Consider the following 26,978-nt stretch of genomic DNA (forward strand, 5'->3'; position numbering starts at 1 on the left):
CACCTTTATGACAAAAAATACTATGAAATCGAATCATTCCGAACTGCATTCAAATCAAAAATTCATAGAAATCTTGAAAGAAAGATTTAAAAACCATCCAGAACGTCATAAGGGAATTCAATGGAATTTGATTGAGGATAAACTGAAAAATCATCCCGACAAAGTAAATGTGCTTAAGCAAATGGAAGAATCTGGTGGCGAACCAGACGTTGTATTACAAGACAAAAAAAATAAACTTATAACCTTCTTTGATTGTTCAAAAGAATCTCCCGAAGGCAGAAGGAGTTGTTGTTATGACCTTGAAGCACTCCAATCTAGAAAATTGAATCAACCTAAAAACAATGCCATTGATTTTGCAAAAAAAATTGGTGCAAGATTGTTAAATGAAGAACAATATCGATTTTTGCATTCGCTTGGTGAATTTGACAAAAAAACATCCAGTTGGATCGAAACACCAGAACAGATCAGAAAGTTAGGTGGTGCCCTTTTTTGTGATTATCGCTATGGAACAGTATTTGTGTATCATAATGGAGCAGATTCCTACTATGCTGTTAGGGGATTTAGATGTTCGATTACTTTTTAGAATCAATTGATTTCGAAAATATTTTATAAATCGAATTAAGTAACTCAGACAGAATTATTGGTTTTTTTACACAGTCATCCATTCCATTCTCGAGGTATTCTTGTATCTGGGAATCCATGTTATTAGCAGTTAATGCAATGATTGGAATACGTTGGTATTCATCTTTACGATTTCTGATACGTTTGGTAGTTTCCAATCCATCTAGTTCTGGCATTTGAATATCCATCAGTATCAAATCATATTTTTTACTTTCATCAACGAGAGAAGCATCTAAAAGTTGAATCGTTTCTATACCATTTGAAGCAATCGTAACATGAACTTTTTCCTTCTCCAAAACCTTTCTAACAAATTTCTGATTTAGGAGATTATCTTCGGCCACAAGTACGTTTATATTTTTTAGATTGAATGTCTCTGGTGATTCGATTCGAGGAATGAATTGTTTAGGAACAGAGACTTGGTGGAATGGGATCGTAAACTTAAATGTAGATCCAATATTCAAAATACTATCAACTTTGATCTCTCCACCCATCAAATTCACTAACTGTTTTGAAATGTATAAACCTAATCCAGCACCTTCAAATCGTTTTGTTCTTGCATCTTCCAATTGCACAAATCGATCAAATAATCTTTTAATATTCTCTTCTGAAATTCCAATCCCTGTATCGTGGACACAAAATTCGATAAACTTTCGACTCGGGTCTAATTTTACTGCCAATGTAATGATGCCACTCGGTGTAAATTTCAGTGAATTACTAATCAAATTGTTTAATACTTGTCTCAATCGATTTTCATCGACTAAGATATGTAGATTTGTATCTTCAATCGTAAAATCTAAATTAAATTTTAGATTTTTTTCTATCACATCAGATTGGAATAACAACTGTATATCCCTGCAAAGTTTATATACATTTGTTTCAGTTGGGATAATTTCAAGTTTATGATTTTCTAACTTGGATACATCTAATATATCATTGATGATTGTCAATAGTGATAGTACGGACTTTTTAGCATTGTCCAGATAATCCTTTTGTTCAAGATCTACATTGGTTTCTTCTAACAATGTTAACATCCCTAAAACACCATTCATTGGAGTGCGAATCTCATGACTCATGTTTGCGAGAAACTCTGACTTTACACGGTTTGCTTTTTGTAATTCGAAAGTTCTTTTTTCAACAATTTCTTGGATGCTTTTTTCTTTTCCAAGAATGATGAGCATAAGTATTCCTAGGAGTCCTGTTAATAAGGAAGAGATAATGAGTATAAATCTAGAAGCGTTAGTCAAGTTTTTTTCAAAATATTCCTTTGTAGCGACTATTCGAAACGTTAGAAGGTGACTTCCGATTTTCATACTGTGACTATGAGAGAAATCAGAGAATATTTTCTCCTGCGAAGCAATACAATTTCGATTGTATACTTCATTGGAATGTTTATCATCACTTTCTAATATTTGTACACAAAGATTATTTTGATCACTTCCAATTAATGATTTTTTAATGATAGAATTGATTTTGATAACCGCAGTTGCAAAACCATATTCACCATCATTTCTTTTTAGTGGATAAAAAACTAGAAAACCAGTATTATCAATATCATCTTGAACTAAATTAATTTTTCCAGTGATCTCTAAGCTATTAGATTCCATAGCCTTCAATAATGCTTTTTTCCGAATTGGATTTGAAAATACATCATATCCTACTGCAGAATTGTTTCCTATGATTGGATAAATATATCGTATAAAAATATATTTTTCTTTGGCAGGGGAAAGTTTGGTTTCATTTCCCTCCTTAAAATTAATTCCAATCGAACCTGGATAATCAAACTTTAACTTTGATTCATATTCAATACGTTTTGTATTTGGTATTAGAACGTTCCATGATAATGCAGAAACACTTTCTGTCTCATCCAAAATTGATTTTGCATATGTATCAAAATCTTTTTTATTCATGTTTTTTTGTAGGCCAATAAAAGATCCCAAGGACTTTACAACTCGCAAATTTTCCAAAATACGGTTTTCTATTTCTGATGATATGATTTGTCCGTCAGACTTAATTCTGTATTGGATAAATTCTTTTTCCCAATCTCTAGTTACAAAAAAAATTGTAAGCGTAAGAATGAATGTTCCCATCGTGGCGGACGTAAACAGAACCAAACGCATTCCCGTTTCTTCTTTTAATAACCATTTGTATGTCAAAATTAGAATGGGAGTAAAAATTATGATTCCAATCGAATCACCTAACCACCAGGTAAACCATGTTTGGAATAAAAAATCTTTATAAATGATACCAAAGGCTAATAGTGAAATACTACCAATTAAAGAAGACACAAATGCTGCTGATGGTCCAGCTAAAACAAAAAAAGATAATAGATCCCTGACAGAAAAAATATTCAATTTTGAATCTGAATACTTCTTAAGCAAATAGCCACCAAACAATGCCGAGACGGAATTTCCAATCGAGATAAAGATATTTTGGGGATTGTTTTTGATCGTTTGGAACCAGCTGAGATCTGGATTGGAAAAATGTGTGTTGGTAAAATATGCTGCTAAAAAAAGAGCAAACCAAATTCGATTACCAAAGATTAATATAAAACCAAGAGCAAATCCTGCTGGTGGCCAAACTGGAGTGCTGTATCCATCAATCGAAGATAAGTATAAACTAAGTTTTCCAGAAGCGAAATACACTACATAGACAAATAAAAATGCTCCTATTTTCCGAAAAAAATAACTCATCCTATCATCTAAAGAGTGCATACTCTTATAAAGACGAGTAAAAAATTAAGAATCTATACCAATTCAAAACATAAGGATAAATTTTTAATCAATTTTGAGTTTTTAGTGACATATAGAATTGAAAACTAAAAATTTTTGTAGTTCAAACGCTTCCATCTTCTGCAAGTATTCTTATTTTTTCTAATATTTGACTCCAATTTTGCTCAGAATGTTTTTGTTGTTCTTCTGAAAAAAATCCTGTTTGGCAAAGGGATAAAAAAACACCTTCATTTTTTTCCACAAGTTTCATTGTAATAATAGAATAGTTTTCTGGTAAATCAGGCATTTCCGAGAAACTTGAAAAATTAGAATACTTTAATTCTTTCTGAAACTCTAAATTCAAAATGATACCTTTATCTTCATATAATTTCCCTTCCCATTCACCTTTGAAGCGAATCTCACTACCAATTGTCCAATTTGAAACCGTTTCTGTTCCAAATAAATATTTTTTAATGGATTCAGGAGTCACGAGTAAGATCCAAATATTCTGTACATTAGAATGGATGAATGTATTGCATTCAATTTTTAACATTTGATCCAAAGATGGTGTTAGTTTCATGTGTAACCTTTTTTTCAGTATAAATGTTTAAAGAAGTTTTGGATTGTAAAAACGCGTCAAAAAATGAATCATATGTTGCGGAAACACTTCCTTATCCAAGTGTTCATATTGTTTTTGAAAGAGGAAATTCTATAGTTTATGGAGTTCATCAAAAAAAATTTTCAATTACTTTGAGTGGAAGTGGATCGGTATTCGGTATTAAATTTAAACCTGCCGGATTTTATCCATTCTACTTCAATACAATTACAAAATTAACTAACAAAAGGATTCCTTTCAATTCGTTATTTAATCTTACAGATGATATAAAAATGGAAGCAAGAATTTGCAGAACAAAAGATGATAAAACTAAAATTGAACTCTTCGAATCTTGGATTCAAAATAAATCATTAAAAAAAGACTCAAAAATTGAAGAATTAAATTATATCATTAATGGAATAAAGACTAATAGCTCTATATTATCAGTCGATCAAATTGTGAAAGTCTATTCGATTCAATTAAGAACTTTACAAAGGTTATTTCGAGAATATGTAGGTGTTAGTCCAAAATGGGTGATCCAACAGTATAGAATGCAAGAAATAGCGGAACGATTAGAAAAAGATAAGTCCATTCATTTAGCTGATTTTACAAATGAATTTGGATTTTTTGACCAAGCTCATTTCAATCGAGTATTTAAAAAAATGATTGGACTGAGTCCAGAAAAATACCTAGAATCATTGAACTGAACTCTGTAGTAAATTCGAAATCACTACAGAGTATATTTGAACTATTTGTTTTCTACGTTCAAACCAAATTGATACCAATTTACCTTTCTAGTAAAATGCATTACAAGTGCTAATATCATAAAGAGCGTAATTGAACCAAGTAACAATGCCTGATCTTCTGATGCCAATATGATATACAAAAAAGAATATAAAAAGAGATAATACATTCCCGTCATAATCCCTTTTTTCTTATTCCTTAAAGCATGGATTGCATAATAACCAATTAAGATAGTCACTGAGAGAGAAGAAATCATATAGGACATTAAATATCCTATATGTTCGGATAATGACAAGTTAAGAACATAAAAAATAACCATAGCACATCCAATTAGAACATATTGAATTGGATGTAATAAAATTCCACCAAACACTTCCATTAGAAAGAAGAGTGTGAAACTTGTGACGATAAAAAGTAATCCATACTTTACTGATCTTTCTAATTTTAAATAATGATCTACCGGAATCAATAAACTCACACCAAATGCAGAGTTATGAATTGAGTTAAGGATCGAATCATCTAAGGAATGTATCACTTGTGGAAACGAACGAGAAAAATAAGAAGTTTCCCAAAGAGAACGAAAACCACCATCAAAAATTTCTCGATCAACAGGCAAAATATTTCCGTTGAAAGAAGGATCTCTCCAATTCGATTCCATCATCATTTTTGTTTTTTTTCCAATCGGAATGATTGAGAATGTATCAGATCCTTTTAAAGAAACATCCATTTTAAAAATGGAATTTCCTTCATTCTCCTCCAACGGAATGGGAAGGCTCATTCCAGAAGGAAAAAAGTTTGATTTTGTACCTGGTGTAAAAGTTTTTTCTTTGCCATTCCAAGTTAGTTTCAAGTCACCACCTAATCCTTTTAAGTCGGATACTGATACAATGATTCTAGCATCATCCCAATAAATATAAGTTGTATCTAAGGGAAAATCACTTGATTTAACTGGCGAAAACTTTCCTTTTGCATTAATTTTACTTGTATAAAGTGGAATATGATAAATCCCTCTTTTTCTTTCTTCGGTTACCATCCCCACTTGGTATCCAAGATCTTCCGGTAGAAAATATGCATACTCTGTGATATAATCCCACTTTTCTTTGGATTGTGCATTCCCTGACTTTGGAATTCTTATGTTATACGGAATGACTAAAATTGGGCCAAGAAATGTTTGGTTTTGACTCCACTTTTCTCCTACTTCAGTAACTGCATCTAGTCTAGATTGATTTCTCTCTTCGATTAAGGAACCTACCATCGAAAGGGGAATGATAAATAATATGATCATCACACCGAGGATCATAAGACGTAAATTGATAGACGAAATTAGTTTGCTCATACAAAACTCCTACAGATTTACTATAAATGAAATTGGTGAGCTAATTATGATGACAATGTGAGGATTGTGTGAGCATTACTGTTTTTGAAACAAAATGCTCACTTCCACTCCCTTGGGTATTCTATTTTGTATTTTCAATTCTGCTGTATGAAAATCTAAAATTTCTTTTACGATGCTTAAACCAAGGCCAGAACTTTTTCTCTGACCAATTGGCCTAGGTAAGGAAAAAAACTTATCCGTAACCTTTGTTAAAGCATATTCAGGAATCAATTGACCTTGGTCAGAAATGATTAATTTTGTTTGATGATTGGAAATAGATTCTAATTTTATCACAATCAAATCATTTTGATTTGCAAATTCTATAGAATTTCGAATTATATTTTCAATGGCCATCCGTAGGTAGTTTTGATTTCCATTGATCATAACCGAACTTTCTGGGAATATTTTTTTCACTGACAAAGATTTTCTTTCCAATTCAATTTCAAATCGAAACAATATTTCATTTAAAAACGAAATCAAATCAATAGTATCATTTAATTCGATTGAATTTTTGCCTTCCAATGATGATAGTTCCAATAATTGATCGATAAGATTTTGGATCCGTTTTGCCTCTGAATCTATTGTTTTAGTTAGTCGTTCTATCTCATTTGGATGTGAGTGTATCAATTCTACTGCTGCAAGAATCGAAGACAAAGGACTTTTCACTTCATGTGTTAAAGTTTGCACATATGATTCTACATATTTTTTTCCTTCCAACTCGACTACCAATTGATCAACTTCCTTACCCAATTCGTTTAGTTCTTTCATTCCTAATTTTGGAAACGGTTTTTTCTCCTTGTTTCGTAACGCTGTAATGTATTGAGACAAACGTAAAATGGGTCGAAAACTTATATAGGCAAGCAAACTAAATACAATCGCAATCGATGAAGCCACGAGTAATGAGATTCGCCAAAATTTATGTTTTGCTTCTTCAATGAAGGGAATGACACCAACTTTAGGTTTGATGACCGTCAAAACGCCAATAATCTGATTCTGAAAACGAATGGGAGAGGCAATGAACAAAGCCCCTTCCTTTTCTGTTTCAATCATTTTACTCGATCTAACTCCATATTTTCCTTTTAAGGTTAAATAAACATCATTGTATTTGGAATAATTTAGGTCTTCTCGATAACTTTCAGAATCAAAAATTACGATTCCTTTTGAATCAGTTATGTATATTTGAAGATCTGCATTTGTTTTTAATAATGAATAAATTTTTGCTTCAAAACTACGATTACGTACATTTTGAAATGGTTTTCTAAATAATGATTCTACTAAAGATTTAAGATGGAACCTTTCGTTCGGATTTGCATTGATTCGTTCTTCAACGATTGCTGAAAGGACATGAGTTGTATCGTTTAATGATTCCTCGATAGTTTCCATATAACGAGGACGAATCGATTCTTCGGTTTTATCGATTAAGTAATAGAAACCAATTGCTAAGATAAAAAAAAACTGATGATAATTCGTAACCAAAGATTCATATAATTTCCTTTAATCCGTATCCTTGACCTCTTCTGGTTTCTATTGGATCAAAATTAGGATCTATTTCTTTAAATCTAGCTCTAATATTTTTAATCACAGTGTCCACTGCACGATCAAAACTATCTTCAGGTTCAGTCCAAACAATGTCCATAATTTCTTCTCTAGTAAAGATCCTTCCAGGCCACTTAATAAACAATTCCATCGTTTTGTATTCGTAAGGTGATAAATTCAATGAATTTCCATTGAAATATACTAGTTTTTTATCCAAAGAGATCCTAATTTTTTGATTGGATATTGCTTCACTAAACACCGGATTTTGTGTTCGCCTAAGGATAGCTCTTATCCTTGCCAATAGTTCTCTTGGACTAAATGGTTTTACGATATAATCATCAGCTCCAATTTCCAATCCAAGTACCTTATCGATTTCGGAATTTCGTGCTGTTAAAAATATCACTGGGATTTGGTATTTCTGACGGATCAATTTTAGAACTTCAAAACCATTTAAGTCTGGCAAACCAATGTCTAAGATCACAATTGAGACATCAGCTGTCACCATATTGAGTCCTTCTGATCCTGTGGATGCGATTGTCAGTAAAAAACCCTCAGACTCTAATGTAATTTGAATGGATTCTTGTATGCCTGGTTCATCTTCGATGAGTAAAATTTTGATCATAGAAAATTAAATGTGTTCCCATTTGAATGGAGGAAACATTCAAAACATAGTGAATCAATATTGGTGAGAAATGCAATCAGTATTCGATAAAGAAAAAAAGCATTTAACATCAATTCACAATCCTGTGGAAATGAATGAACTGATTGGTTAATTCTTTTTTCTTATCCAATTCAGTACTTTCCTAGCGGGAAAGTACAATAATCCTATCAATACAAAAACAGGAGTCATCCAAACCAAAACATATGTGAGTTCCAAAAACAAATTGAAAATTCCTACAAATGCATTTTGGTATTGGGGTACGATAATTTTTTCAGCAGGAGTGGGAATGCTAAAGCTGACATTTAATGTAGCCCATTTTACTTTATCATTGATTTTCCATACTTGAAGTTCTGTTTGGTCGATCTCATTTTCACTTTCCGTAATTGCGTCTTCTATTGCAGACCAATTCCTTGAGTTACCTGTTGTTTGGTGATTGGCAGATACCCTTCTTTGGTAACGAATTTTTTCTCGGTTGGTTTTAATTTTCTCCCAAACCATTCCTTCTGTGTGATCAATCGTACTTATATTTTCACTTAGTAATGTCCCATACGTATCCAATTCCAATAATGCATCGTATAGTTTGTCAGAACGAATGTGCATTTTCACATTCATATAGGGTGATTCCGAATTCATTGCTGAACTATTTTCAATGAACCCATACTTACTCACAAATACCAAAAAATCTTTTCTGGTTTTGATTAAATCAGAGGTTTGATAACTTAAATCGACTTGGAATTCTAATAAACGATCTTGGTTATTTTGGATTGGAAGGAAAACTGGCCCAATTGTAGTTTCTTTCCTCTGTGCAGTGGAATCGGCACTTTCTTCCAATGAAGGAGAACTGGGTGCTACTTTTTTTTCAGCAGATGCACTCGCAATTTTTCTCTCCTCCGATTCCATTGAAACACTTTCCTCTTGTGCATTTCCACAGCTCCAAAAGAGAAATAAAATAAGAAGGTAAATTGGTAATTTTATTTTTTTCACAACAAATCCTAATCAAAACAATCTAATTATCATTAACAAACAATCGGTAATTTATTCTCAACAAGAATGGATTGCGCAAGTTAGAAAACAAATATTCGTCCAAACGACTCCGTTACCAAATCTCCTATAGGATTCGTTTGGTTAGAAAGGATTGTTTAGTGATTTCAAAGGGTACTGTAATTTCAGCAGAACCAATTCCCCCACTAACAACATCAACTATATTGTTTTTGTAATACATTTCATTGACGACAATAGGAACAACATCCTCTGAAAGTGGATTGATCACTTCTAAGACATCTCCCTTTTCTATTTTGTTTTTTACTTCAATGATGACTCTTTGGTTCTTATGTTGGTATCCCTTGACAAGACCTACGTAATGATGAGTTTTTTGTAGACTTGTTCCGAACTCATTGTTTTGAAAATTTTGTTCTTCTACTGGTATTTGGTCTTCCATACCTCTTGTTAAAAAACCTGAAAAATACTTTCTGGAAGAAAGTTTATCCAATTCTTCCAACCATTTCCGATCAAAACTCTCTCCACGTTTGATTCCATCTAATGTTTTTCGATAACTTCTGGCAACCATGCCAACATAAAAATCATTTTTGGTCCTCCCTTCAACCTTAAGTGAATCGACTCCTGCATCACATAACTCTTGTAAAAACTCAATGGCACGTAGATCTTTGGAATTCATTAAAAATGTTCCATCCTCATCCGTTATCAGTTCCATGGGTTCATCATTTTGTTTTGGATTTGTAACATACACTTTATATAAATCACGACATGCATTATTACAGGATCCTTGGTTTGCATCTCGATTTTTAAAATAATTGCTCATAAAACACCTTCCACTATGAGCAATGCAGATTGAACCATGAACAAAAACTTCGATCTCCATATCTGGTACTTTTTCTTTTATCTCTTTAATTTCAGGAATCGATACCTCTCTAGACAAAATAACTCTTTTTGCTCCATATGCTTTCCAAAATTCAACTGCGGCATAGTTCATTGTATTTGATTGTACAGAGATATGGATATCTAATTCAGGATATGCATTTTTAGTTATATGAATCAATCCTGGATCTGCCATAATCAAAGCATCAGGTTTTAAACTTGCCATTTGTTCTAAATACTTATGATAAGAACCAAGTTTGGAGTTACGAGGTATGTTATTCACCGTAAAGTAAATTTTTTTATTTAGGTTTCTTGCGATTGAAACTGCTGTCTGTAAATCCTCCATTGAGAATTCATTTTCTCTCGCACGTAACGAATAACGTGGTACTCCACAATAAACTGCATCTGCTCCATACAAATACGCGATGTTTAACTTATCTAAGTTTCCAGCAGGTAATAATAGTTCTGGAATGTTTCTAAAAGATTTCATATACATATTCCATTCCAAAAAAGTGATTCCTTGGATCAAAGGAAAATATGATTCTACTTGTTTAGAGTGTTTCTAAAATAAAAAATAGAAAGACAAAAGATTCTCATACAAAAACTTGAAACTACAATGACGGCTTATTTGATTTTTTTAATGTTCCATATCCTATCTGCTATGGTCTGGGTTGGAGGTATGATTTTCTATGTGATTGTAGTGATGCCTGTCATTCGAAACCAAAAATTGAAGGAACAGAAGTTAACCTTACTCCAATTAACTGCCCTTCAATTTCGAAACATTTCTTATATCCTATTTTTTATTTTGATCACTACTGGTTTTGGAATATTATTTAGCAAAGGTTTATTAAGAGAGGACAATCTCTTTACTTTTTTTACTTCTTCGATTGGTTTTATGTTTAGCTTAAAGATTGGAATGTTTGGAATCTTATTTATTTCTTCCGTGTACCACGATTTTGTTTCTGGTCCAAAAACATTTTTCTATTTAGAATCTGATCCCGTTCAATATGAACGGTATCGAAGGATGTCTGGCTTTTTTGGACGTTTCAATTTATTTCTCTCCCTATTCATCGCAATTTCAGGAATCCTTGTTTCAAGAGGAGTCTCGTTCTTTTAGAAAAAATCCTCTTGACTCTTAACGTCTGGAAAATCGACTCAAATTAATGATTCCGAGTCGCAATTTCAAATTTATACTGATTCTAATTTGGATAGAGATCACTCCAGGTATCCCTTCCAAAATAGAGGCGTTCCAAGGAATCATACAACCAGCGTTTGGTGCAAGGCAAGCGGGTATGGGTGGCGCATTCCAAGCTGTTGGAGGATCAGTAATGGATTTAGAATCAAATCCATCTCATCTTGCACGTGTTCATCGAACGAAATGGGAATTGGGATCTTCTTTTCATTTCCCAACCATTGCATATAATGATAGTTATATAGACCAAAATCCTTTAAAATCATACCAGAATAAAATTGTAGAAAACCCAAGAGCCGTTTTACCTTATTTAGGGATCATCAAACCAATCACTGAAAACATAAGTATCGGATTTGCATTGTATGCACAAGGAGGTGGAGGTGGTCATTTTAAGAATATCAAACGTTTCACTCCAGATGGACGCACGATTAATGATACATTTAATACTATCATCCCAGTCATTGGCGAAACAAATTCTGCAGTGGAAGACTTAACCTTTCGATTTATGACCGTCAAATCAACATTGGGTGTTGGCATCAAAGAGGGAAGATTTGCATTCGGACTTGGATTGGATTTTGTTTATGGTTTTATGCAATTAAAACGAACCTACCAGGATGAAACAAGAAGTCTTACGATTCCTGGTGGAATCAGATACCAAAGTGATTCTGCTTTTACACTTGGAGGTAAAATTGGATTTTCTTATGATATTACAGAAAACATAAGAATCGCATACTCATATACTTCTAGAAATGTATTACCTTTAGATGGAACCATGCATGTGGATTCCTATTTGCCAGAACGATCCTTCGGGACTAGAGTCTCTCGTTATATGATATGGCCAGATAAACATATCGCAGGAATCTCGTATCATAATGACCGATGGATTATCGACATGGACATTAAATACATTCCATGGTCCGAAAGTTTTAATTCGAGTAAATTTCGTTTAGAAGATGTATGGGTGAGAACACCTATTGGAGTAGAAACAAATGCATTTCAATTTAATTTAAATTGGAGAAATCAAACTATTCTCGCTTTGGGAACAGAATACAAATGGAATGAAAAGTATAAATCACGAATGGGTTATAGTTATGGAAATAATATCATTCCAGCAAGTGGAGTGAGTCCAATGTTAGGTGCAAGTATCGAACATCATTTTTCTTTAGGTGGAAGTATCACATGGAACGAAACTTCATTTCATATCGCTTGTGAATATGGATTCCCTAAAAAAACAGTTGGAGGTAAAACTTCTGACTGGACATTATCACACTCTGTATTTTCTACTTCTGAAATACATCCAATACAATATTCATATCAGAAATCGATGAGTGTATTTAGCATTTATTTAGGACTAGAACAATACATTTAAAGGAAAATTTATGAAACATCTACAATTAGCAAAAGTTGCAATTTTATTATGGTTATTCACAATGATAACCTTAGGTTATTTTTTTTACTTTGGGAATACTACAAAGTCTCTTGATACAAGAACTGCAATTCGTTTAACGCCTGCTGAACGACAATTGGTACTGACTGAAATGAGAGCCTTATTAGAAGCACTAAATGGTATGTTGTCTGGTCTAGGTGAAAAAGATTATGAAAAAGCAGCTAAGTCTGCAGACGCAGTTGGCATGGGGCTTGTGGCAAGTTTAGAACACCAAGAAAAAACGATTTTGTTAAAACTTCCTGTTTCATTCAAAAAATTAGGTTTTGGAACTCATGAAAAATTTGATGAAATTGCATCAAAGATCCGTAAAAAAGAAGAGATTCATACTCTCTTAAAAGAAATGGATGAACTTACCAAAAACTGTGTCGCTTGTCACGCTGGTTATAAAATCGAATTAGAAACCGAAGCTAAATAATTTATAATTTAGAAACATGCCAAAAATTTCTAGATACTTTATCAAATCAGGGATGTTATATTTGTTTTTTGGTGTTTTAGTTTATAGCTTGAATGAGTTTCCAGGATTAAATTTCAAAGTACCACTCCTACCAGTGTATTGGCATATGATCGCCATTGGGTGGATCACACAGATCATTATGGGTGTTTCACTTTGGATGTTTCCAAAAGGCAAAATTTCGATCTCTAAAAATGGATCCATATTATCTTGGATATCTTATGTTTCCTTAAATCTTGGACTTGTGTTTCGATTTTCTTCTGAACCATTTCTACATGTTGATCGCGAAATGGTTAAGATTCCATTTTTACTTTCGATTTTTTTACAAGTTTTGGGTATCTTATGTTTTATCTTAGAGATATGGCCAAGACTTACACCTATGAATAGGAAACCTTCTTAATTTATGTTTCCTATTCAATCCGTTTGGTTATTGAGAAGTTCATTGGTATATTTGCTGTTAGGTACCTTATTAGGTGCGCTTCTCATGTCGCAGAAAATATTTTTATGGGATCATTCATTTTGGTTTTTATTGCCAATTCATTATTCGATCATGGTTTGGGGATTTTTCATACAATTCATTATGGGAACAGCATATTGGATGTTTCCAAAACATTTATCAGATTTACCAAGAGGTTCTCACTTTCAAGCTTGGTTTCTTTTTTATTCTTATAACATTGGATTCGTTTTTTTTGTTTTGATTCAGTTAAATCAATTGCCAAACGATTTTGAACGATATGCCAAAATTCTCATTTGTTTAGCAATTGTAATGTTTATTAGATTACTTTGGGTTAGATCTATTTCATACAATTCTTAGGAAAGATTATAAATCTAATTTGATAAACGGTTTATAATTCATATCTTCCTTTAAAATATGATTTGTTAACCAAAGCCTTAAAAATTGAATTAGATCGCTGAAAAAGTGATTCAATTCGAGATCATTTGTTAATAAATTACCAGATGTTAATCTTTTTTTCAGTTCCAATATTTTATCAGTGAAACGATCATGTTGTTTTTTGTGAGCTTCCAATTCTGGGTATTGGTTCAACTCCATCACTCGTTCTTCAATCAAAAAATGACTAATGGTATAGTCCTCTAATTCTGAAACTGCTTCAATTAATAACTTTGAATTATCAGATAAACGATTTTTGTTTTCCTCATAAATGGATTCAATTTGATTGATGAGTCGAAACAGTTTTTTATGTTGAGAGTCAATCTCTGAAATATTGGTCTCATATTTAACGTCCCAATTTGCGATCATAACTACCTCTTACTTTCCATTTTTTCCTTACACCCTTAGAAACAAGGTTTAAATCCTTAAAAACACGTCTATCCACCCGGACCTTCGATTGATAAATATCAACTAAATCTCCCCTCTTCCGCTTGATCCAGATCAATGTAATTCATCTGAGACTGGTATTGAATGATACTAGATTTAAAAATTGGGCGGAAACAAATGAAAAACAGATTCTCACAAATAACAATGATTATAATCCTCCTCAGTTTTGCTCTTGTAGGCACAAACTGTGGAAAGGGTGACGATGCAGATGCTGGAAAAGGAATCTCTGCTGTATCTGATGATAAGTCACAACAGGATGTTCTAAAAATTGCGATTGGATCAAAAGACCATACCACACTCGTTGCAGCCGTCCAAGCGGCAGGTCTTGTTGATTCTCTAGCAAACCAAGGACCATTTACAGTTTTTGCACCAACAAATGATGCATTTGCAAAATTACCTGCAGGGACTGTCGATGATCTTCTGAAACCAAGCCAAAAGGATACGTTAAAAAATATTCTAGAGTATCATGTGGTGGTTGGTAACCTAACAGAAGCTATCCTAAAGTCTGAATATACTGGAAAAGAAGATGAACTTGGTATGGCAAATGGCGCTCACACTAAAGTAACCGTTAAAAATGGAAAAACACTAATCAATGGTGCAACCATCATTGCTTCCATTCCTGCAGCAAATGGAATCATCCATGTTGTGGATACAGTGTTACTTCCACCAGAAAAAAAATAAGTCACTATCAATCAAAGGAGTAGTAACAATGAATCGATACAATTCAAAAGAAGGATCCATTCGACTAAAAATCGGAATCACAATGGGTCTTATATCGTTTTTAACAATTTTCGCTTGCGGAGGAGAGAAAACAGAAGAAACACCTGCATCTAACGCTGGTTCAAAGGGTATTGGTCCCGTATCTTCAGTCACTATTGGTGCACTTGACCAATCAATGGCAGATAGAGGGAAAAAACAATTTGAAGCAAAGTGTTCAGCATGTCATAAATTTGAAGAAAAAGTCGTAGGCCCAGCTCTTCAAGGTGTTACACAAAGAAGAACTCCTGAATGGATCATGAATATGATTCTAAACCCAATGGAGATGACTCAAAAAGATCCAATTGGACAAGAGTTACTTGCTGAACACCTCGTACAAATGACATTCCAAAATGTGAAAGAGGAAGAAGCGAGAGAGATTCTCGAATACTTCCGTAAAATGGATTTAAAATAGGTAACCATATGTTAAAAAAATCAAACATAATCGTTGTTACACTAGGAATTGCCCTTTTTGCTTTTTTACCAAATTGTAAAAAGGGAGCTGCAACAGCAACATTGGCTTCAGATGCAGCATCTAGAGTGTATGTAGCTCCTGGAGAAAAGGATGAAGTATATGCCTTTTTGTCCGGTGGATTTAGTGGACAGATGTCTGTGTATGGAATTCCATCTGCAAGACTTTTCAAAATCATTCCGGTGTTCTCTGTATTTCCAGAAAATGGTTATGGTTTTGACGAAGAAACTAAAGACATGTTAAAAACAACTCATGGATATGTTCCTTGGGATGATAGCCATCACGTTGAAGCATCAATGACAGATGGAAAACAAGATGGACGTTGGATGTTCTTAAATGCAAACAACACCCCAAGACTTGCAAGGATTGATCTAAAGTCTTTTGAAACAAAAGAAATTTTGGAAATTCCTAACACTGCTGGTAACCATGCGTCACCTTTTGCAACTGAGAACACAGAATACTTAATGGCAGCAACACGGTTTTCTGTTCCTGTTCCACAAAGTAATGTTTCTATAGATAGTTTTTCCAAAGGTGGGTTCAAAGGAACAGTCACTATGGTCAAAGTAGACAAAAACACAGGAAGACTTTCAATCGAATTACAAGTATTAGTTCCTGGTTTCAATTATGACCTATCCCATTGCGGAAAAAAGAAATCTCATGACTGGTGTTTTTTCAGTAGTTATAACTCTGAACAAGCACACAAAATGTTAGAAGTTGGTGCTTCCAAAAAAGATAAAGATTTTATCTTAGCATTCAACTGGGTTCGAGCAAAAGAATGTAAAGACCAAGGTAAAGCCTACAATTTTGGTGGTGAATACGTTAACAACTTTAAAGATGAAAACAAACCTGCCGTCTCAACAAAGTTAAGTGGCGTCAAGATGTTAAATCCTAAGGATTGTCCAGGTATGATGTATTACATGCCTACTCCAAAAAGTCCACATGGAACCGATGTTGACTCGACTGGAGAATACATTGTTGGTGGAGGTAAATTGGCTTCTGTCATTCCAGTTCACTCATTTAGTAAAATGATTGAGGTGAAGGATAAAAAAGAGCATCACTCAACTGAAATTGAGGGAATTCCAGTTCTTAAGTATGAATCAACACTTGCTGGTGAAGTACAAAAACCATGTCTTGGACCACTCCATACAGAATTTGATGGCCAAGGTTATGCATACACTTCTTGTTTTGTGAGTTCGGAAGTTGTGAAATGGAAACTCGGAACATGGGAAGTAGTCCAACACTTACCAGCTTATTACAGCGTTGGTCACTTATCAATCGTTGGTGGAAGTTCAACTGAACCTTACGGTAAATATCTAATTGCGATGAACAAAATCACAAAAGATCGTTATTTACCAGTTGGAATGGAGTTACCACAAAGTGCGCAACTTTATGATATCTCTTCTGGAAAAGCAGAGTTACTCTCCGATTTTCCAACAGTAGGTGAACCACATTATTCACAAATGATTCCAGCAAAACTCATTATGGATAAAACAGCTAAGTTATTTCCATTGGAAGAGAACAAACACCCTTATGCGACAAAAAGTGAAAATGATGCAAGGATTGTAAAACTAGGTAACACTACACACATTTACATGACTGCTATCAGATCTCACTTCAAACCAGATATCATTGAAGCAAGGACTGGAGAAACATTATATTTCCATGTTACTAACTTGGAACAAGACTATGATATCCCTCATGGTTTCGCAATCGGTGGAGCACCTAACATGACTAACTTACTTATCATGCCAGGTGAAACAAGAACCTTCAAATGGGTAGCTCCTAAACCAGGAATTTATCCTTTCTATTGCACTGATTTTTGCTCTGCTCTACACCAAGAGATGCAACAATACATCCGTGTAAGTCCGTGAATTATATGAAAGATTTACTTTTCCAAACGTTAAGTAAAAAAAACCGACTCCTAATCTTAGGGGTCGGTTTATTCCTCGTATTGGTCTATTTTATCCCAATCTGGGCAATCTCAATTTCTGCACCTCAGTATCCTGAAGGACTTGGGATGCAAATATGGATCAATCAAATCACTGGTGCAACTCCCTATGATTTAAAAAATATCAATTTGTTAAATCACTACATTGGTATGAAAGAGATCATTTCAGAATCAATCCCTGAACTTCTTTTTATGCCATATGTATTAGCATATTTGATTATTGGTGCTTTTATTACTGAATTATTTCCAAAAGTTGGAATGGCAATTCTTGGCATCATCAATTTAATCATCGTTGGACTCGTTGGTTTGTTTGATTTTTGGAGATGGGAGTATAATTATGGACACAACTTAAATCCAGATGCTCCTATCATCATTGAAGGAATGGCTTATCAACCTCCACTTCTAGGTTGTAAAGTGATGTTGAATATAACTGCTTGTAGTTATCCTTCTTATGGTGGTATGATTTTGGCTTCTAGTCTCGTCTTACTTGTCTATATCCTATGGGATGAAAAACGAAGGAAAAAATCAAATGTGGTTTAAACATCATAAACTCATTTTTTTCACACTCACAGTTGTTCTTTGCAACTGTGGGGAGGTGAAACCAGAGAGTCTTACAGTAGGAGAAAAAAAATGTGATCATTGTTCCATGTCCATCGTTGATATGAGATTTCATACACAACTCATCACTTATAAAGGCAAACGATATCATTTTGATGCAATTGAATGTGCAGATCAGTTTATAAACCAAAAACAAATGAAACCAAAACAAATATGGGTTTCAAATTATTTACAATCTAACGAATTTATACCGAAAGAAAACGCAATTATCATCCAAACGAATAAAATTCGATCTCCTATGGGCGGGGGATTAGCCGCTTTCAAATCCAATGAAGAAACAATCCCTTTTCAAAATTGATTGGTATGTCTTATTCTCTAATAAGATACCAAAACAATTGAAATCCATTTTTGTTATAATCATACTCTTCTTCATTCATTTGTTTCCTTCATCGATCGTTGGAAAAAATATCACAGTTTGCAAAACCTGCCAAGTATCCTCTCTCAAACAAGCAATTCAAATCGCGAGTGAAGGCGATACAATCCAAATCAAAAAAGGCATTTACCAAGAAGGATTCATTCCCATCGCAAAATCAATTTCGATAATTGGTGAACCAGGTGTCATCATTGATGGTTTAAAAGAAAAACATGTGTTTGGAATCTATCATAATTTTGTGAAAATTCAAAACTTAAAGATCATTGGAAGTGGAATTTCTGATTTAGCTGAATATGCAGGTGTGTATGCTGAAAAGGTAAACCATTGTTATTTCGAAAATTTGGAATTGGAAGACAATGTGTATGGTTTTTATCTTTCTGAATCATCTGAATGTATCATTAAAAATAGTTCTTCCATTGGAAATGCAGAAAACGAAGTTTTGGGAGGAAATGGAATTCATTTGTGGTCCTCACATAACAACCAAATCATTGGAAATCACTTAAAAAAACATAGAGATGGAATTTACCTAGAATTTTCTGAACACTTAAAAATTGATAACAATGAATCAAAAGAAAATATCAGATATGGAATGCATTTTATGTTTTCCAGTGAAAATCAATTTACAAATAATATTTTCAAAAACAATTCTGCCGGTGTTGCAGTGATGTATAGCAGAAGAATTCTAATGGAAAAAAACCAATTTATCGAAAATTGGGGTGAAAGTTCGAATGGAATATTGTTAAAAGATATAACAGAAAGTGTATTATCAGAAAATTTATTCCAAGGGAATACGATTGCAGTATTTGCAGATGGCATTACAAAAATAGAATTTCTAAAAAACAATTTCATCGATAACGGATGGGGAATCAAAATTTTAGGCAATACTGATCATAACAATATTCAAGATAATAATTTCATTCAAAATGTTTTTGATATTAGTACGAATACGAAATCAACAACCAATGTATTTTTAAATAATTATTGGGATCACTATGGAGGATATGATTTAAATTTAGACCAATATGGAGATGTTCCTCATAAAACAATACACTTCTTTGGTTATTGGATTGCCGTTTATCCTTTTCTCATGATACTGTATGAATCACCTGTTGTCTTATTCCTGCAAGGGATCGAAAAAGCATTTCCCATCGTTACGCCCATTGAGTTTGAAGACAAACAACCAAGAATGAAGGTTAGAATATGATAACAGTGAATGATTTATCTATCAGTTACGGATCGAATTCATATGCAGTCAAAAATGTAAACTTTTCCGTAGAATCTGGAAATATTGTATCCATTATTGGTCCAAACGGTTCTGGAAAAAGTTCTCTTATCAAAGGTATACTTGGACTCGTCCGTCCGAATGAAGGTTCCATACAATTTAATGGGAAAGAAGAAAATTCGTATACAATTGGTTATATGCCACAAACTCCTCGATTCCCAACGAATATCAAAGTGAAAGAACTCATTTCATTTTTTAAGAAATTAGAATCAGTTGATGAATCGAGATTTGAAAAATTATTCAATTTACTTGATTTGAAACATCATGAAGAGAAAAAAATCGGAAACCTCTCTGGTGGAACCAAACAAAAAATCAGTATTTTACAATGTTTTTCAAAACAAAAAGACTTATATGTGATAGATGAACCAACTGCAAGTTTGGATCCATATATATCACATTTATTAAAAAATCTTTTGATCGAACAAAAAAAACAAGGATCACTTGTGTTATTTTCCACACATATATTATCGGAATTACAAGAGTTAGCCGATCGTTTTCTATTATTATCTGAGGGATCGATATTGATAGATGATACACCTAAAAATTTCCTAGAAAAAAACAACAAAGTGACAATGGACGAAGCTTTAATGCATTTCTGGAATGAGGAATACAAAACAAAAGTATGAAAGAAATATTACTTTTCGAAATCAAAGAGAACATCCGAAGCAGATGGATATTTATTTATTCCGGACTCTTAGCCATTGTCATGTTAGTATTGAGTTTTTTTGGAGACCAAAATGGAATCCGATTACTAGTGAGCACAATGAACTTAACTCTTATCGTGATTCCACTGTATTCCATTACATTCTCTGGAATGACATTCTTAGAATCGATGCCATTTTCTGAAGTGTTATTGTCAAAATCTGTGACACGTAAGTCATTATTCTTTGGAAAATTTTTTGGAATTACAACATCCTTATCTATTGGTCTTTTAATTGGTCTCGGAATTCCAGGTTTCTTTTTATTTATGAGTGATCCAAAATTTCTTTTTTTATTTTTGGAACTATTGATTTTTGGAATCTTTTTAACTAATATTTTTGTAGCACTTGCTTTTTTAACCTCTTCTTTTATACGAAGAGGGGAAATCGTACTCACCATATCTTTGTTAGTATGGTTGTATTTCTTTATCTTCTTTGACGCTATCGTATTTATGTTGAGTTTATATCTTGGAGACTATCCAATTGAAATTCCATCACTGATCATTATCTTACTAAACCCTATTGATTTAGTCAGAATTTTTATCTTATTGCAAACCAGTGCGGCGGCATTACTAGGATTTTCTGGAGCCATTTTACTCAAAACCTTAGGAATGGCAGGTGTTCTTTTGATCGCAATATTGTTCCTTTCGTTATGGGTAAGTATTCCTCTTTTTATCTCTTATTTCAAGTTTCAAAAAAGAAATTTTTAGAACGGATCTCAATCTAATTTACTATATTTTTAAGAATCTTGATTTAGATCATGGAAGGATTTACTTCTTTAATGCATACTAAGTCCAACCATGAGGAAATGTTGGATCACAATCATCACGATGTTAGTCTTGGTTCCATTTTTAGGAAAAATCCTTTTTTTGGAATCAGGACTCTTCGCACAATCATTGTACCAATTGTCAATGGTTTGTCATTGTAACCATAACTCTGAATCAGAAGTACATCATGATTCAAAATCTAATCCCAAAAAAAGAATGACTTGTCATTTGAAAAAAACTTCCAGCGCTCATACTTGTACATGTTCCAAGAAAAAAATGGCCGCAAAAATCATTCAATCCCAATCAATGAATCCAAGTTATGTGAATCCTTTCAAATTTCAAAATACAATTCTATTTGATTTATTATCGATTGAATCTTCTTTCTCTCAAAACTTACCTCTCGGTTATAGCCACCTTCCTGACAAACCACCAAGACTTTTGACTTAATTCAATCTATGTCATTCATTCACTCAATTCATAACTGAATGTATATCAAGTTACTTGGAATCCATTAACAATGGAACCTTGGATCAATCTAATAAGGTATTTTTATGTTCTCAAAAACAATTCTCATTTGTATCATTAGTTTATTTTTAACGCAATGTAGTTTAACATCAGACAAATCTGGTATTGAAACAACGAACCTTTTGTCTCTTCTTGCTGCATCAAACTTAAATCCCAATTGCGGAATCACTCAATCACAAGCAATTCCAAGTAACCTAACCCAAGTAGAAAGTAAACCAAGGGTAAAGTATAGTATCTCAGATTGTAGTGACGTTGGTTTTGCCAATTTGGGCCTAACCCAAACAGGAATCACAAAAGGGGCAACCGGTTCTTCTTCGAGCTCTGTTTTATCAACCACTACAGATGTGATGTTGGCAACTAACAAAGGTGGAACCAATGTTGAAGTAACATTTACAATGAATTCGTCATCAAGTTCAATCGATGTGATTGCCTATGGAAGTGGCACACCGACCTCAGGTCCCACATATCGTTTGCTTGCTGGTGCACAAACACAATATAAAAATGCATCAGGTGTTTATGGTAATACGGGAAAAGGAGGTTCGGTCTCTGCTCCTATTCCAAATGTTGGAACAACTTATACGTATTGTTTAGATTTCCAATACACATCTGGTGGTTCCCGATTTCTCAATGGATTTAATAAACCATGTGCTGAATTGACATCTACAGAAAGAGGATCCATGTCTTATTACCCTATCATGCAAATGATGAATGTTCCAACTTACACTGGCGGAAACTCATTAGGATTTGTATTAAATGGAGCGACAATCACTTCATTTACAATTGGATCCATCGTTTCCAATACTGAAATGTAAACCGCTCTCCAAACACTCGTCATACTAACGAAAAAATTTCGTTAGTATGACATTTTTGGAAAAGGAAATTGTAATTTTATGAAACTTAAAAAAATTCTCATCATCATATCCATTCTGCTTTTTTCACCGCTCATTGCAAAAGAGATAAATATCTCAAATGCTTATTTAAAGTATACGAATGGATCAAATTCTGCAATTTATCTTACTATATCCAATGTTTCAAATAAAGATGTAAAACTAACCCAAACGATTTCAGATGTCGCAAATCGAGTTGAATTGTATGACATGCAAAAAAGTGAATATGGAAAAAAGATGGTTGCAGTCACTGAGATTCCAATTCCCAAAAAAACAACCGTCTCCTTATCACCCCAAGGATTTCATATCATGGTGTTTGGAATCAAATCTCCACTGAAATTAAAAGAACTGATTCCTTTGCGATTGGTTTTTAATAATGGTACAGAAATTGAAATAAAAGTTCCAGTAGAAACTTCTTCTCCTAATATATCCTCAATCAAAAATCCATCCTTAACAAAAGATCCGATTTCAAATCTTCCAAGTACCACAGAAGAGGAAACCGAAGACCATCATTTCACTAATGTAGCTGAGAATGAAGAAGAAGACCATTCCCATCACGACGAACATGGAAATGGCGACCATCATTCTCACAATCGTGCTGATATGATTGGACCTGCAGGAATCATGAATCCACACATCCATGAGAAAGGCAAATGGATGATCGATTACCGGTATATGGGTATGAAGATGTGGGGATTACAATCTGGAACGAAAGGGTTATCCGATTTAGGTACATTATATTTTCCTTATACTGATCCAACTGTTGCAATGCCAACGGGAAGTTTGATTACAAGTTCACCTATTGGAACAACGATTCCTATATTATCTCAGAACAAATTCAATTATATGTCTGTGCCAACAGATATGGTAATGGAAATGAATATGGCAAGTGTTATGACATCTATCTCGGACAAATGGATGATTATGTTCATGGTGCCTGTTGTCAAAAATCGAATGACGATGTTATCAAGTAATTTTGATCGAGCTCCTATGAGTTCAGCAGGTATCGGAGATGTTAGTGTGAGTGCAGCCTACAGGCTTATCAAAACTGATCATCAAAACTTTTTTACAGGTATGGGAATATCTTTGCCCACTGGATCCATCGATGAACGAGATAATATGCCAATGATGGGAAAACAAAAGGTTCCTTATAATATGCAACCAGGAACAGGAACTTACAATTTACTACCGCAACTTTCCTACAACGGACAATATGACCGATTTACTTGGGGAGTTTTAACCCAGGCAAATTTACGGATGGGAAAGAATGATAACAATTATAAATTTGGAAATCGTTATGAAATCTCAAGTTGGATATCGTATTTATTATTTGATTCGATGTCTTTTTCCTTTCGAGTGGCTAAACAAAGATGGCTCAATTTACAAGGGTTAGATGCGACACTTGACCCTAAAATGGATCCTCAAAATGATCCTTATAGACAAGGTGGCATGAGAAGTGATTGGTTTGTAGGACTCAATTTTCTAGTCACCAAAGGAATGTTATCTGGCATTCGATTTGGATTCGAATACGGACGGCCATTCCATCAAAATTTAAATGGACCACAATTGGCAACGCGAGAACTGTTCAATGTGTTTGCTTCCTATAGTTTTTAAAATTGTTTTACAAATTTTGGGGCGCACATCTCCGGCTTTACGCTCCAATCTTTGTTTACACAAAGGATTTCCGCTACAATCCGAGGCGCATCCATTCGAATCCAATAAATTTTCGTTGTGTATACAAGCCAAAAACAATTACAACTTCAATTATGCCATCCCAAGAGACTCCAAATCCAGTTACCATCCGCAATGCTAAACCTGAAGATAACAATCATATCGTCCCTCTCATCCATTCCTCAGGACCACTTGCATGGAATTTTGTATTCCAAGAAGGTAACCTAACTGCCTTTGATTTTTTGAATACCGCTTACCCAAAAAAAGGAAACACTGTCTCGTATACAAATCACTTTGTCGCTGAAAAAGAGGGACAAGTGGTTGGATCCATCTTACAATACACCCAACCAAGTTTTTTAGCTCTTACCATCGGCACAGCGTTAAAAATCCTTTCGTTATACAAATGGAAAGCACCAAAAGTAATGGCACGTGGTTTAAAAACAGAGACAGTTATCCAACCACCTAAATCAAAATGTTTGTATTTAGGTCATATTGCTGTTTTAGAATCACATCGAAACCAAGGGATCGCCAAACAACTCATCGAATATATGATCCAAAAAAATCCGGGATACAAAACAATCGCTTTAGATGTATCAACAGAAAATCCTTCAGCGATTGGCCTTTATCAAAAATTAGGATTTGTCATCAAAGAAACAAGGTATCCGAAAGGTTGGGAAGGTAAAATTCCATCTCACCACTATATGGAAAAAGAAGTTTGAATAGGAATTTTCCTGAATCAAAAGCTGCAGTGGAAATCCTTTCCAGAACGGAAAGATTGGAACGAAAGGCGCGGTCGGTTTAGAATCAGCTTTGATTCCGAATTCATTTCGAGGCGCCCCACTCCTCATTGAAACAATCTCAAATTGGATACATTCTATCTTAATGGTAAATTTTTTCCATTCAAAATCAAATTAAGATATCGTAATTTGATTTTGAATGCGAATTAATGAATTTTTTTCTAGTTTTATCAAAATTCATATTTTACACCACTGTCTAAACGAAGAAATTTACGGTGTTTGGATGATGGAAGAATTGCGAGAACATGGTTATAAAATTAGTCCTGGTTCTTTGTATCCACTTTTAAAACAACTAGAAGAAAAAGGACTCATTCGTTCTCGCATTGAACAATTGGGTAAGGTAAAAAGTAAATACTATCGTATCACGCCAAAAGGAAAAAAAGAACTTACTTCTGCAAAATTCAAACTAAAAGAATTGATTGGTGAAATTCTTAATTAAATGGAAACAAAAAAAATAAATTAGGACAAATATGAAACTATTACAAATTTTTTTTACAGCGCTCAAACTCGGATGTACTTCGTTTGGTGGTCCAATTGCTCATTTAAGTTACTTCCATGATGAATACGTAACCAAAAAAAAATGGATCAGTGCACACGCATATGCTGACTTAGTAGCCTTATGCCAGTTTTTACCTGGACCTGCCAGTAGCCAGGTGGGTATGGCAATCGGATTTTCTCGTGGTGGGATATTGGGAGCTATCATTTCTTGGATTGGATTTACATTACCTTCTTTTTTGATACTCGTATTGTTTGGTATAGGTTTAGGGACAATGGATGTTTCAGACCACAAACACTGGTTACACGGCTTAAAAGTTGTAGCTGTTGCTGTAGTAGCACAAGCAATCTTAGGTATGGGGAAAAAACTTTGTCCTGATAAAGAGAGGTTAACTATTGCTATCATAACAAGTGTGATACTGTTATTTTTTAGTTCAGCAGTTTTACAAATCTCACTTCTTATATTCTCCGGCTTCTTTGGTGTTTATTTTCTCAAATCAAATGAAACATTACCACATGAACCAATGCAAACTGGCAAAAAAATAATTGGCTTTCTATTCATCGCATTATTTTTTATTTTTTTATTTCTTTTACCTATTCTCCGAAATGTTTCAAATTTTATAGAGATTCAGTATATAGATAGCTTTTATCGCGCTGGAGCATTAGTATTTGGAGGTGGACATGTTGTACTACCTTTATTACAAGCAGAAGTTGTCCCAACTGGATGGGTGAATAATGATTTATTTATGGCAGGGTATGGTTTGTCAAATGCGATCCCTGGACCTTTATTCGCGTTTAGTGGTTATTTAGGGGCTGTGTCATCTATATCACCAAACGGATGGTATGGGGCTATCATTTGTTTGGTGGCAGCTTTCCTTCCTTCATTTTTACTCATTGTTGGAGCTTTACCTTTTTGGGAACAATTACGAAAAAATCTATGGATCCGAAAGTTGATGTTAGGAATCAATGCATCCGTTGTAGGAATCTTACTAGCAGCCTTTTACAATCCAGTTTGGACAAGTGCAGTGTATGCACCAAAAGACTTTGCACTTGTGGTTGTGGGATTTTTACTTTTGGAGTTTTGGAAATTACCTTCCTGGTTAGTGGTCATCGCTACAGTCGCAGTCAGTTTTATCGTTTACAGATAG

At 33.9% G+C, this 26,978-nt stretch carries 29 protein-coding genes; 21 read left to right on the top strand and 8 right to left on the bottom strand.

From position 1 onward, the window contains the following. Nucleotides 1–7: 7 nt before the first annotated feature. Nucleotides 8–583, top strand: coding sequence for a DUF4256 domain-containing protein (locus tag ND855_RS14475; RefSeq protein WP_407658720.1), 576 nt, complete (start codon nucleotides 8–10; stop codon nucleotides 581–583). Here the strand turns inward: ND855_RS14475 and ND855_RS14480 are convergent. Together ND855_RS14480 and ND855_RS14485 are read right to left on the bottom strand one after the other, a co-directional pair. Then, complete coding sequence (locus ND855_RS14480) at nucleotides 573–3,311, bottom strand: CHASE domain-containing protein (RefSeq protein WP_265359413.1); 2,739 nt, start codon at nucleotides 3,309–3,311, stop codon at nucleotides 573–575. The genes ND855_RS14475 and ND855_RS14480 overlap by 11 nt on opposite strands. A gap of 142 nt (nucleotides 3,312–3,453) precedes the next feature. After that, the gene (locus ND855_RS14485; protein WP_265358919.1) at nucleotides 3,454–3,909 is read right to left on the bottom strand and encodes an SRPBCC family protein; all 456 of its coding nucleotides are present in this window, start codon (nucleotides 3,907–3,909) and stop codon (nucleotides 3,454–3,456) included. A gap of 23 nt (nucleotides 3,910–3,932) precedes the next feature. Between ND855_RS14485 and ND855_RS14490 the strand changes: the two genes are divergently transcribed. Continuing rightward, a complete protein-coding gene (locus tag ND855_RS14490; protein ID WP_265358920.1) occupies nucleotides 3,933–4,631 on the top strand; it encodes a helix-turn-helix domain-containing protein in 699 nt (232 codons plus the stop codon). Nucleotides 4,632–4,672: 41 nt separating this feature from the next. On the opposite strand, the gene creD is transcribed toward ND855_RS14490, so the two are convergent. From creD to ND855_RS14515, 5 genes are all read right to left on the bottom strand, one after another. After that, nucleotides 4,673–6,004, bottom strand: coding sequence for a cell envelope integrity protein CreD (gene creD / locus ND855_RS14495; protein WP_265358921.1), 1,332 nt, complete (start codon nucleotides 6,002–6,004; stop codon nucleotides 4,673–4,675). 75 nt (nucleotides 6,005–6,079) lie between these two features. Continuing rightward, nucleotides 6,080–7,519: a two-component system sensor histidine kinase CreC gene (gene creC / locus ND855_RS14500; RefSeq protein ID WP_265358922.1), complete on the bottom strand. Its 1,440-nt coding sequence runs from the start codon at nucleotides 7,517–7,519 to the stop codon at nucleotides 6,080–6,082. 4 nt (nucleotides 7,520–7,523) lie between these two features. Further along, nucleotides 7,524–8,201 (bottom strand): response regulator, encoded by a 678-nt coding sequence (locus ND855_RS14505; protein WP_265358923.1) that lies wholly within the window; start codon nucleotides 8,199–8,201, stop codon nucleotides 7,524–7,526. Nucleotides 8,202–8,348: 147 nt separating this feature from the next. Continuing rightward, a complete protein-coding gene (locus tag ND855_RS14510; RefSeq protein ID WP_265358924.1) occupies nucleotides 8,349–9,224 on the bottom strand; it encodes a DUF4349 domain-containing protein in 876 nt (291 codons plus the stop codon). 124 nt (nucleotides 9,225–9,348) lie between these two features. Next, nucleotides 9,349–10,605, bottom strand: coding sequence for a U32 family peptidase C-terminal domain-containing protein (locus tag ND855_RS14515; RefSeq protein ID WP_265358925.1), 1,257 nt, complete (start codon nucleotides 10,603–10,605; stop codon nucleotides 9,349–9,351). A 126-nt stretch (nucleotides 10,606–10,731) separates the two neighbouring features. Between ND855_RS14515 and ND855_RS14520 the strand changes: the two genes are divergently transcribed. From ND855_RS14520 to ND855_RS14540, 5 genes are read left to right on the top strand one after another with little or no spacing between them, the layout of a single operon-like run. Continuing rightward, on the top strand, nucleotides 10,732–11,232 hold the full coding sequence (locus ND855_RS14520) for a hypothetical protein (protein WP_265358926.1): 501 nt from the start codon (nucleotides 10,732–10,734) through the stop codon (nucleotides 11,230–11,232). A 46-nt stretch (nucleotides 11,233–11,278) separates the two neighbouring features. Further along, on the top strand, nucleotides 11,279–12,676 hold the full coding sequence (locus tag ND855_RS14525) for an OmpP1/FadL family transporter (protein ID WP_265358927.1): 1,398 nt from the start codon (nucleotides 11,279–11,281) through the stop codon (nucleotides 12,674–12,676). A 10-nt stretch (nucleotides 12,677–12,686) separates the two neighbouring features. Next, a complete protein-coding gene (locus ND855_RS14530) occupies nucleotides 12,687–13,169 on the top strand; it encodes a hypothetical protein (protein WP_265358928.1) in 483 nt (160 codons plus the stop codon). 16 nt (nucleotides 13,170–13,185) lie between these two features. Then, nucleotides 13,186–13,605, top strand: a complete 420-nt coding sequence (locus ND855_RS14535) for a hypothetical protein (protein WP_265358929.1) — start codon at nucleotides 13,186–13,188, stop codon at nucleotides 13,603–13,605. A gap of 3 nt (nucleotides 13,606–13,608) precedes the next feature. Next, nucleotides 13,609–14,019, top strand: coding sequence for a cbb3-type cytochrome c oxidase subunit I (locus ND855_RS14540; RefSeq protein WP_265358930.1), 411 nt, complete (start codon nucleotides 13,609–13,611; stop codon nucleotides 14,017–14,019). Between the two features lie 6 nt (nucleotides 14,020–14,025). On the opposite strand, the gene ND855_RS14545 is transcribed toward ND855_RS14540, so the two are convergent. Continuing rightward, nucleotides 14,026–14,463 (bottom strand): bacteriohemerythrin, encoded by a 438-nt coding sequence (locus ND855_RS14545; protein WP_265358931.1) that lies wholly within the window; start codon nucleotides 14,461–14,463, stop codon nucleotides 14,026–14,028. 222 nt (nucleotides 14,464–14,685) lie between these two features. Here ND855_RS14545 and ND855_RS14550 point away from each other — a divergent pair, with 222 nt between their 5' ends. The 14 genes from ND855_RS14550 to chrA all read left to right on the top strand — a co-directional run bounded on the left by ND855_RS14550 (nucleotide 14,686) and on the right by chrA (nucleotide 26,978). Beyond that, entirely contained in the window at nucleotides 14,686–15,222 is a 537-nt protein-coding gene (locus tag ND855_RS14550) for a fasciclin domain-containing protein (protein ID WP_265358932.1), read from the top strand. A gap of 28 nt (nucleotides 15,223–15,250) precedes the next feature. Next, nucleotides 15,251–15,712: a c-type cytochrome gene (locus ND855_RS14555; protein WP_265358933.1), complete on the top strand. Its 462-nt coding sequence runs from the start codon at nucleotides 15,251–15,253 to the stop codon at nucleotides 15,710–15,712. Nucleotides 15,713–15,720: 8 nt separating this feature from the next. Then, the gene (gene nosZ, locus ND855_RS14560; RefSeq protein ID WP_265358934.1) at nucleotides 15,721–17,640 is read left to right on the top strand and encodes a Sec-dependent nitrous-oxide reductase; all 1,920 of its coding nucleotides are present in this window, start codon (nucleotides 15,721–15,723) and stop codon (nucleotides 17,638–17,640) included. A gap of 5 nt (nucleotides 17,641–17,645) precedes the next feature. Beyond that, complete coding sequence (locus tag ND855_RS14565; protein ID WP_265358935.1) at nucleotides 17,646–18,257, top strand: hypothetical protein; 612 nt, start codon at nucleotides 17,646–17,648, stop codon at nucleotides 18,255–18,257. Then, nucleotides 18,247–18,633, top strand: coding sequence for a nitrous oxide reductase accessory protein NosL (locus ND855_RS14570; RefSeq protein WP_265358936.1), 387 nt, complete (start codon nucleotides 18,247–18,249; stop codon nucleotides 18,631–18,633). The genes ND855_RS14565 and ND855_RS14570 overlap by 11 nt, the downstream gene beginning before the upstream one ends. Next, nucleotides 18,605–19,912 (top strand): nitrous oxide reductase family maturation protein NosD, encoded by a 1,308-nt coding sequence (locus ND855_RS14575; RefSeq protein WP_265358937.1) that lies wholly within the window; start codon nucleotides 18,605–18,607, stop codon nucleotides 19,910–19,912. The genes ND855_RS14570 and ND855_RS14575 overlap by 29 nt, the downstream gene beginning before the upstream one ends. Then, nucleotides 19,909–20,616 (top strand): ABC transporter ATP-binding protein, encoded by a 708-nt coding sequence (locus ND855_RS14580; protein ID WP_265358938.1) that lies wholly within the window; start codon nucleotides 19,909–19,911, stop codon nucleotides 20,614–20,616. Before ND855_RS14575 ends, ND855_RS14580 begins: the two co-directional genes overlap by 4 nt. Continuing rightward, nucleotides 20,613–21,398: an ABC transporter permease gene (locus ND855_RS14585; protein ID WP_265358939.1), complete on the top strand. Its 786-nt coding sequence runs from the start codon at nucleotides 20,613–20,615 to the stop codon at nucleotides 21,396–21,398. Before ND855_RS14580 ends, ND855_RS14585 begins: the two co-directional genes overlap by 4 nt. Nucleotides 21,399–21,488: 90 nt before the next feature. Continuing rightward, nucleotides 21,489–21,902, top strand: a complete 414-nt coding sequence (locus tag ND855_RS14590; protein ID WP_265358940.1) for an LIC_11090 family protein — start codon at nucleotides 21,489–21,491, stop codon at nucleotides 21,900–21,902. 104 nt (nucleotides 21,903–22,006) lie between these two features. After that, nucleotides 22,007–22,792, top strand: coding sequence for a hypothetical protein (locus ND855_RS14595; protein WP_265358941.1), 786 nt, complete (start codon nucleotides 22,007–22,009; stop codon nucleotides 22,790–22,792). Between the two features lie 78 nt (nucleotides 22,793–22,870). Beyond that, the gene (locus ND855_RS14600) at nucleotides 22,871–24,481 is read left to right on the top strand and encodes a copper chaperone PCu(A)C (RefSeq protein WP_265358942.1); all 1,611 of its coding nucleotides are present in this window, start codon (nucleotides 22,871–22,873) and stop codon (nucleotides 24,479–24,481) included. A 152-nt stretch (nucleotides 24,482–24,633) separates the two neighbouring features. Then, nucleotides 24,634–25,257, top strand: a complete 624-nt coding sequence (locus ND855_RS14605; protein WP_265358943.1) for a GNAT family N-acetyltransferase — start codon at nucleotides 24,634–24,636, stop codon at nucleotides 25,255–25,257. Nucleotides 25,258–25,474: 217 nt separating this feature from the next. After that, a complete protein-coding gene (locus tag ND855_RS14610) occupies nucleotides 25,475–25,774 on the top strand; it encodes a PadR family transcriptional regulator (RefSeq protein WP_265358944.1) in 300 nt (99 codons plus the stop codon). A gap of 31 nt (nucleotides 25,775–25,805) precedes the next feature. Next, the gene (chrA, locus tag ND855_RS14615; protein ID WP_265358945.1) at nucleotides 25,806–26,978 is read left to right on the top strand and encodes a chromate efflux transporter; all 1,173 of its coding nucleotides are present in this window, start codon (nucleotides 25,806–25,808) and stop codon (nucleotides 26,976–26,978) included.

The sequence above is a fragment of the Leptospira paudalimensis genome, assembly GCF_026151345.1.
Classification (GTDB): domain Bacteria; phylum Spirochaetota; class Leptospiria; order Leptospirales; family Leptospiraceae; genus Leptospira_A; species Leptospira_A paudalimensis.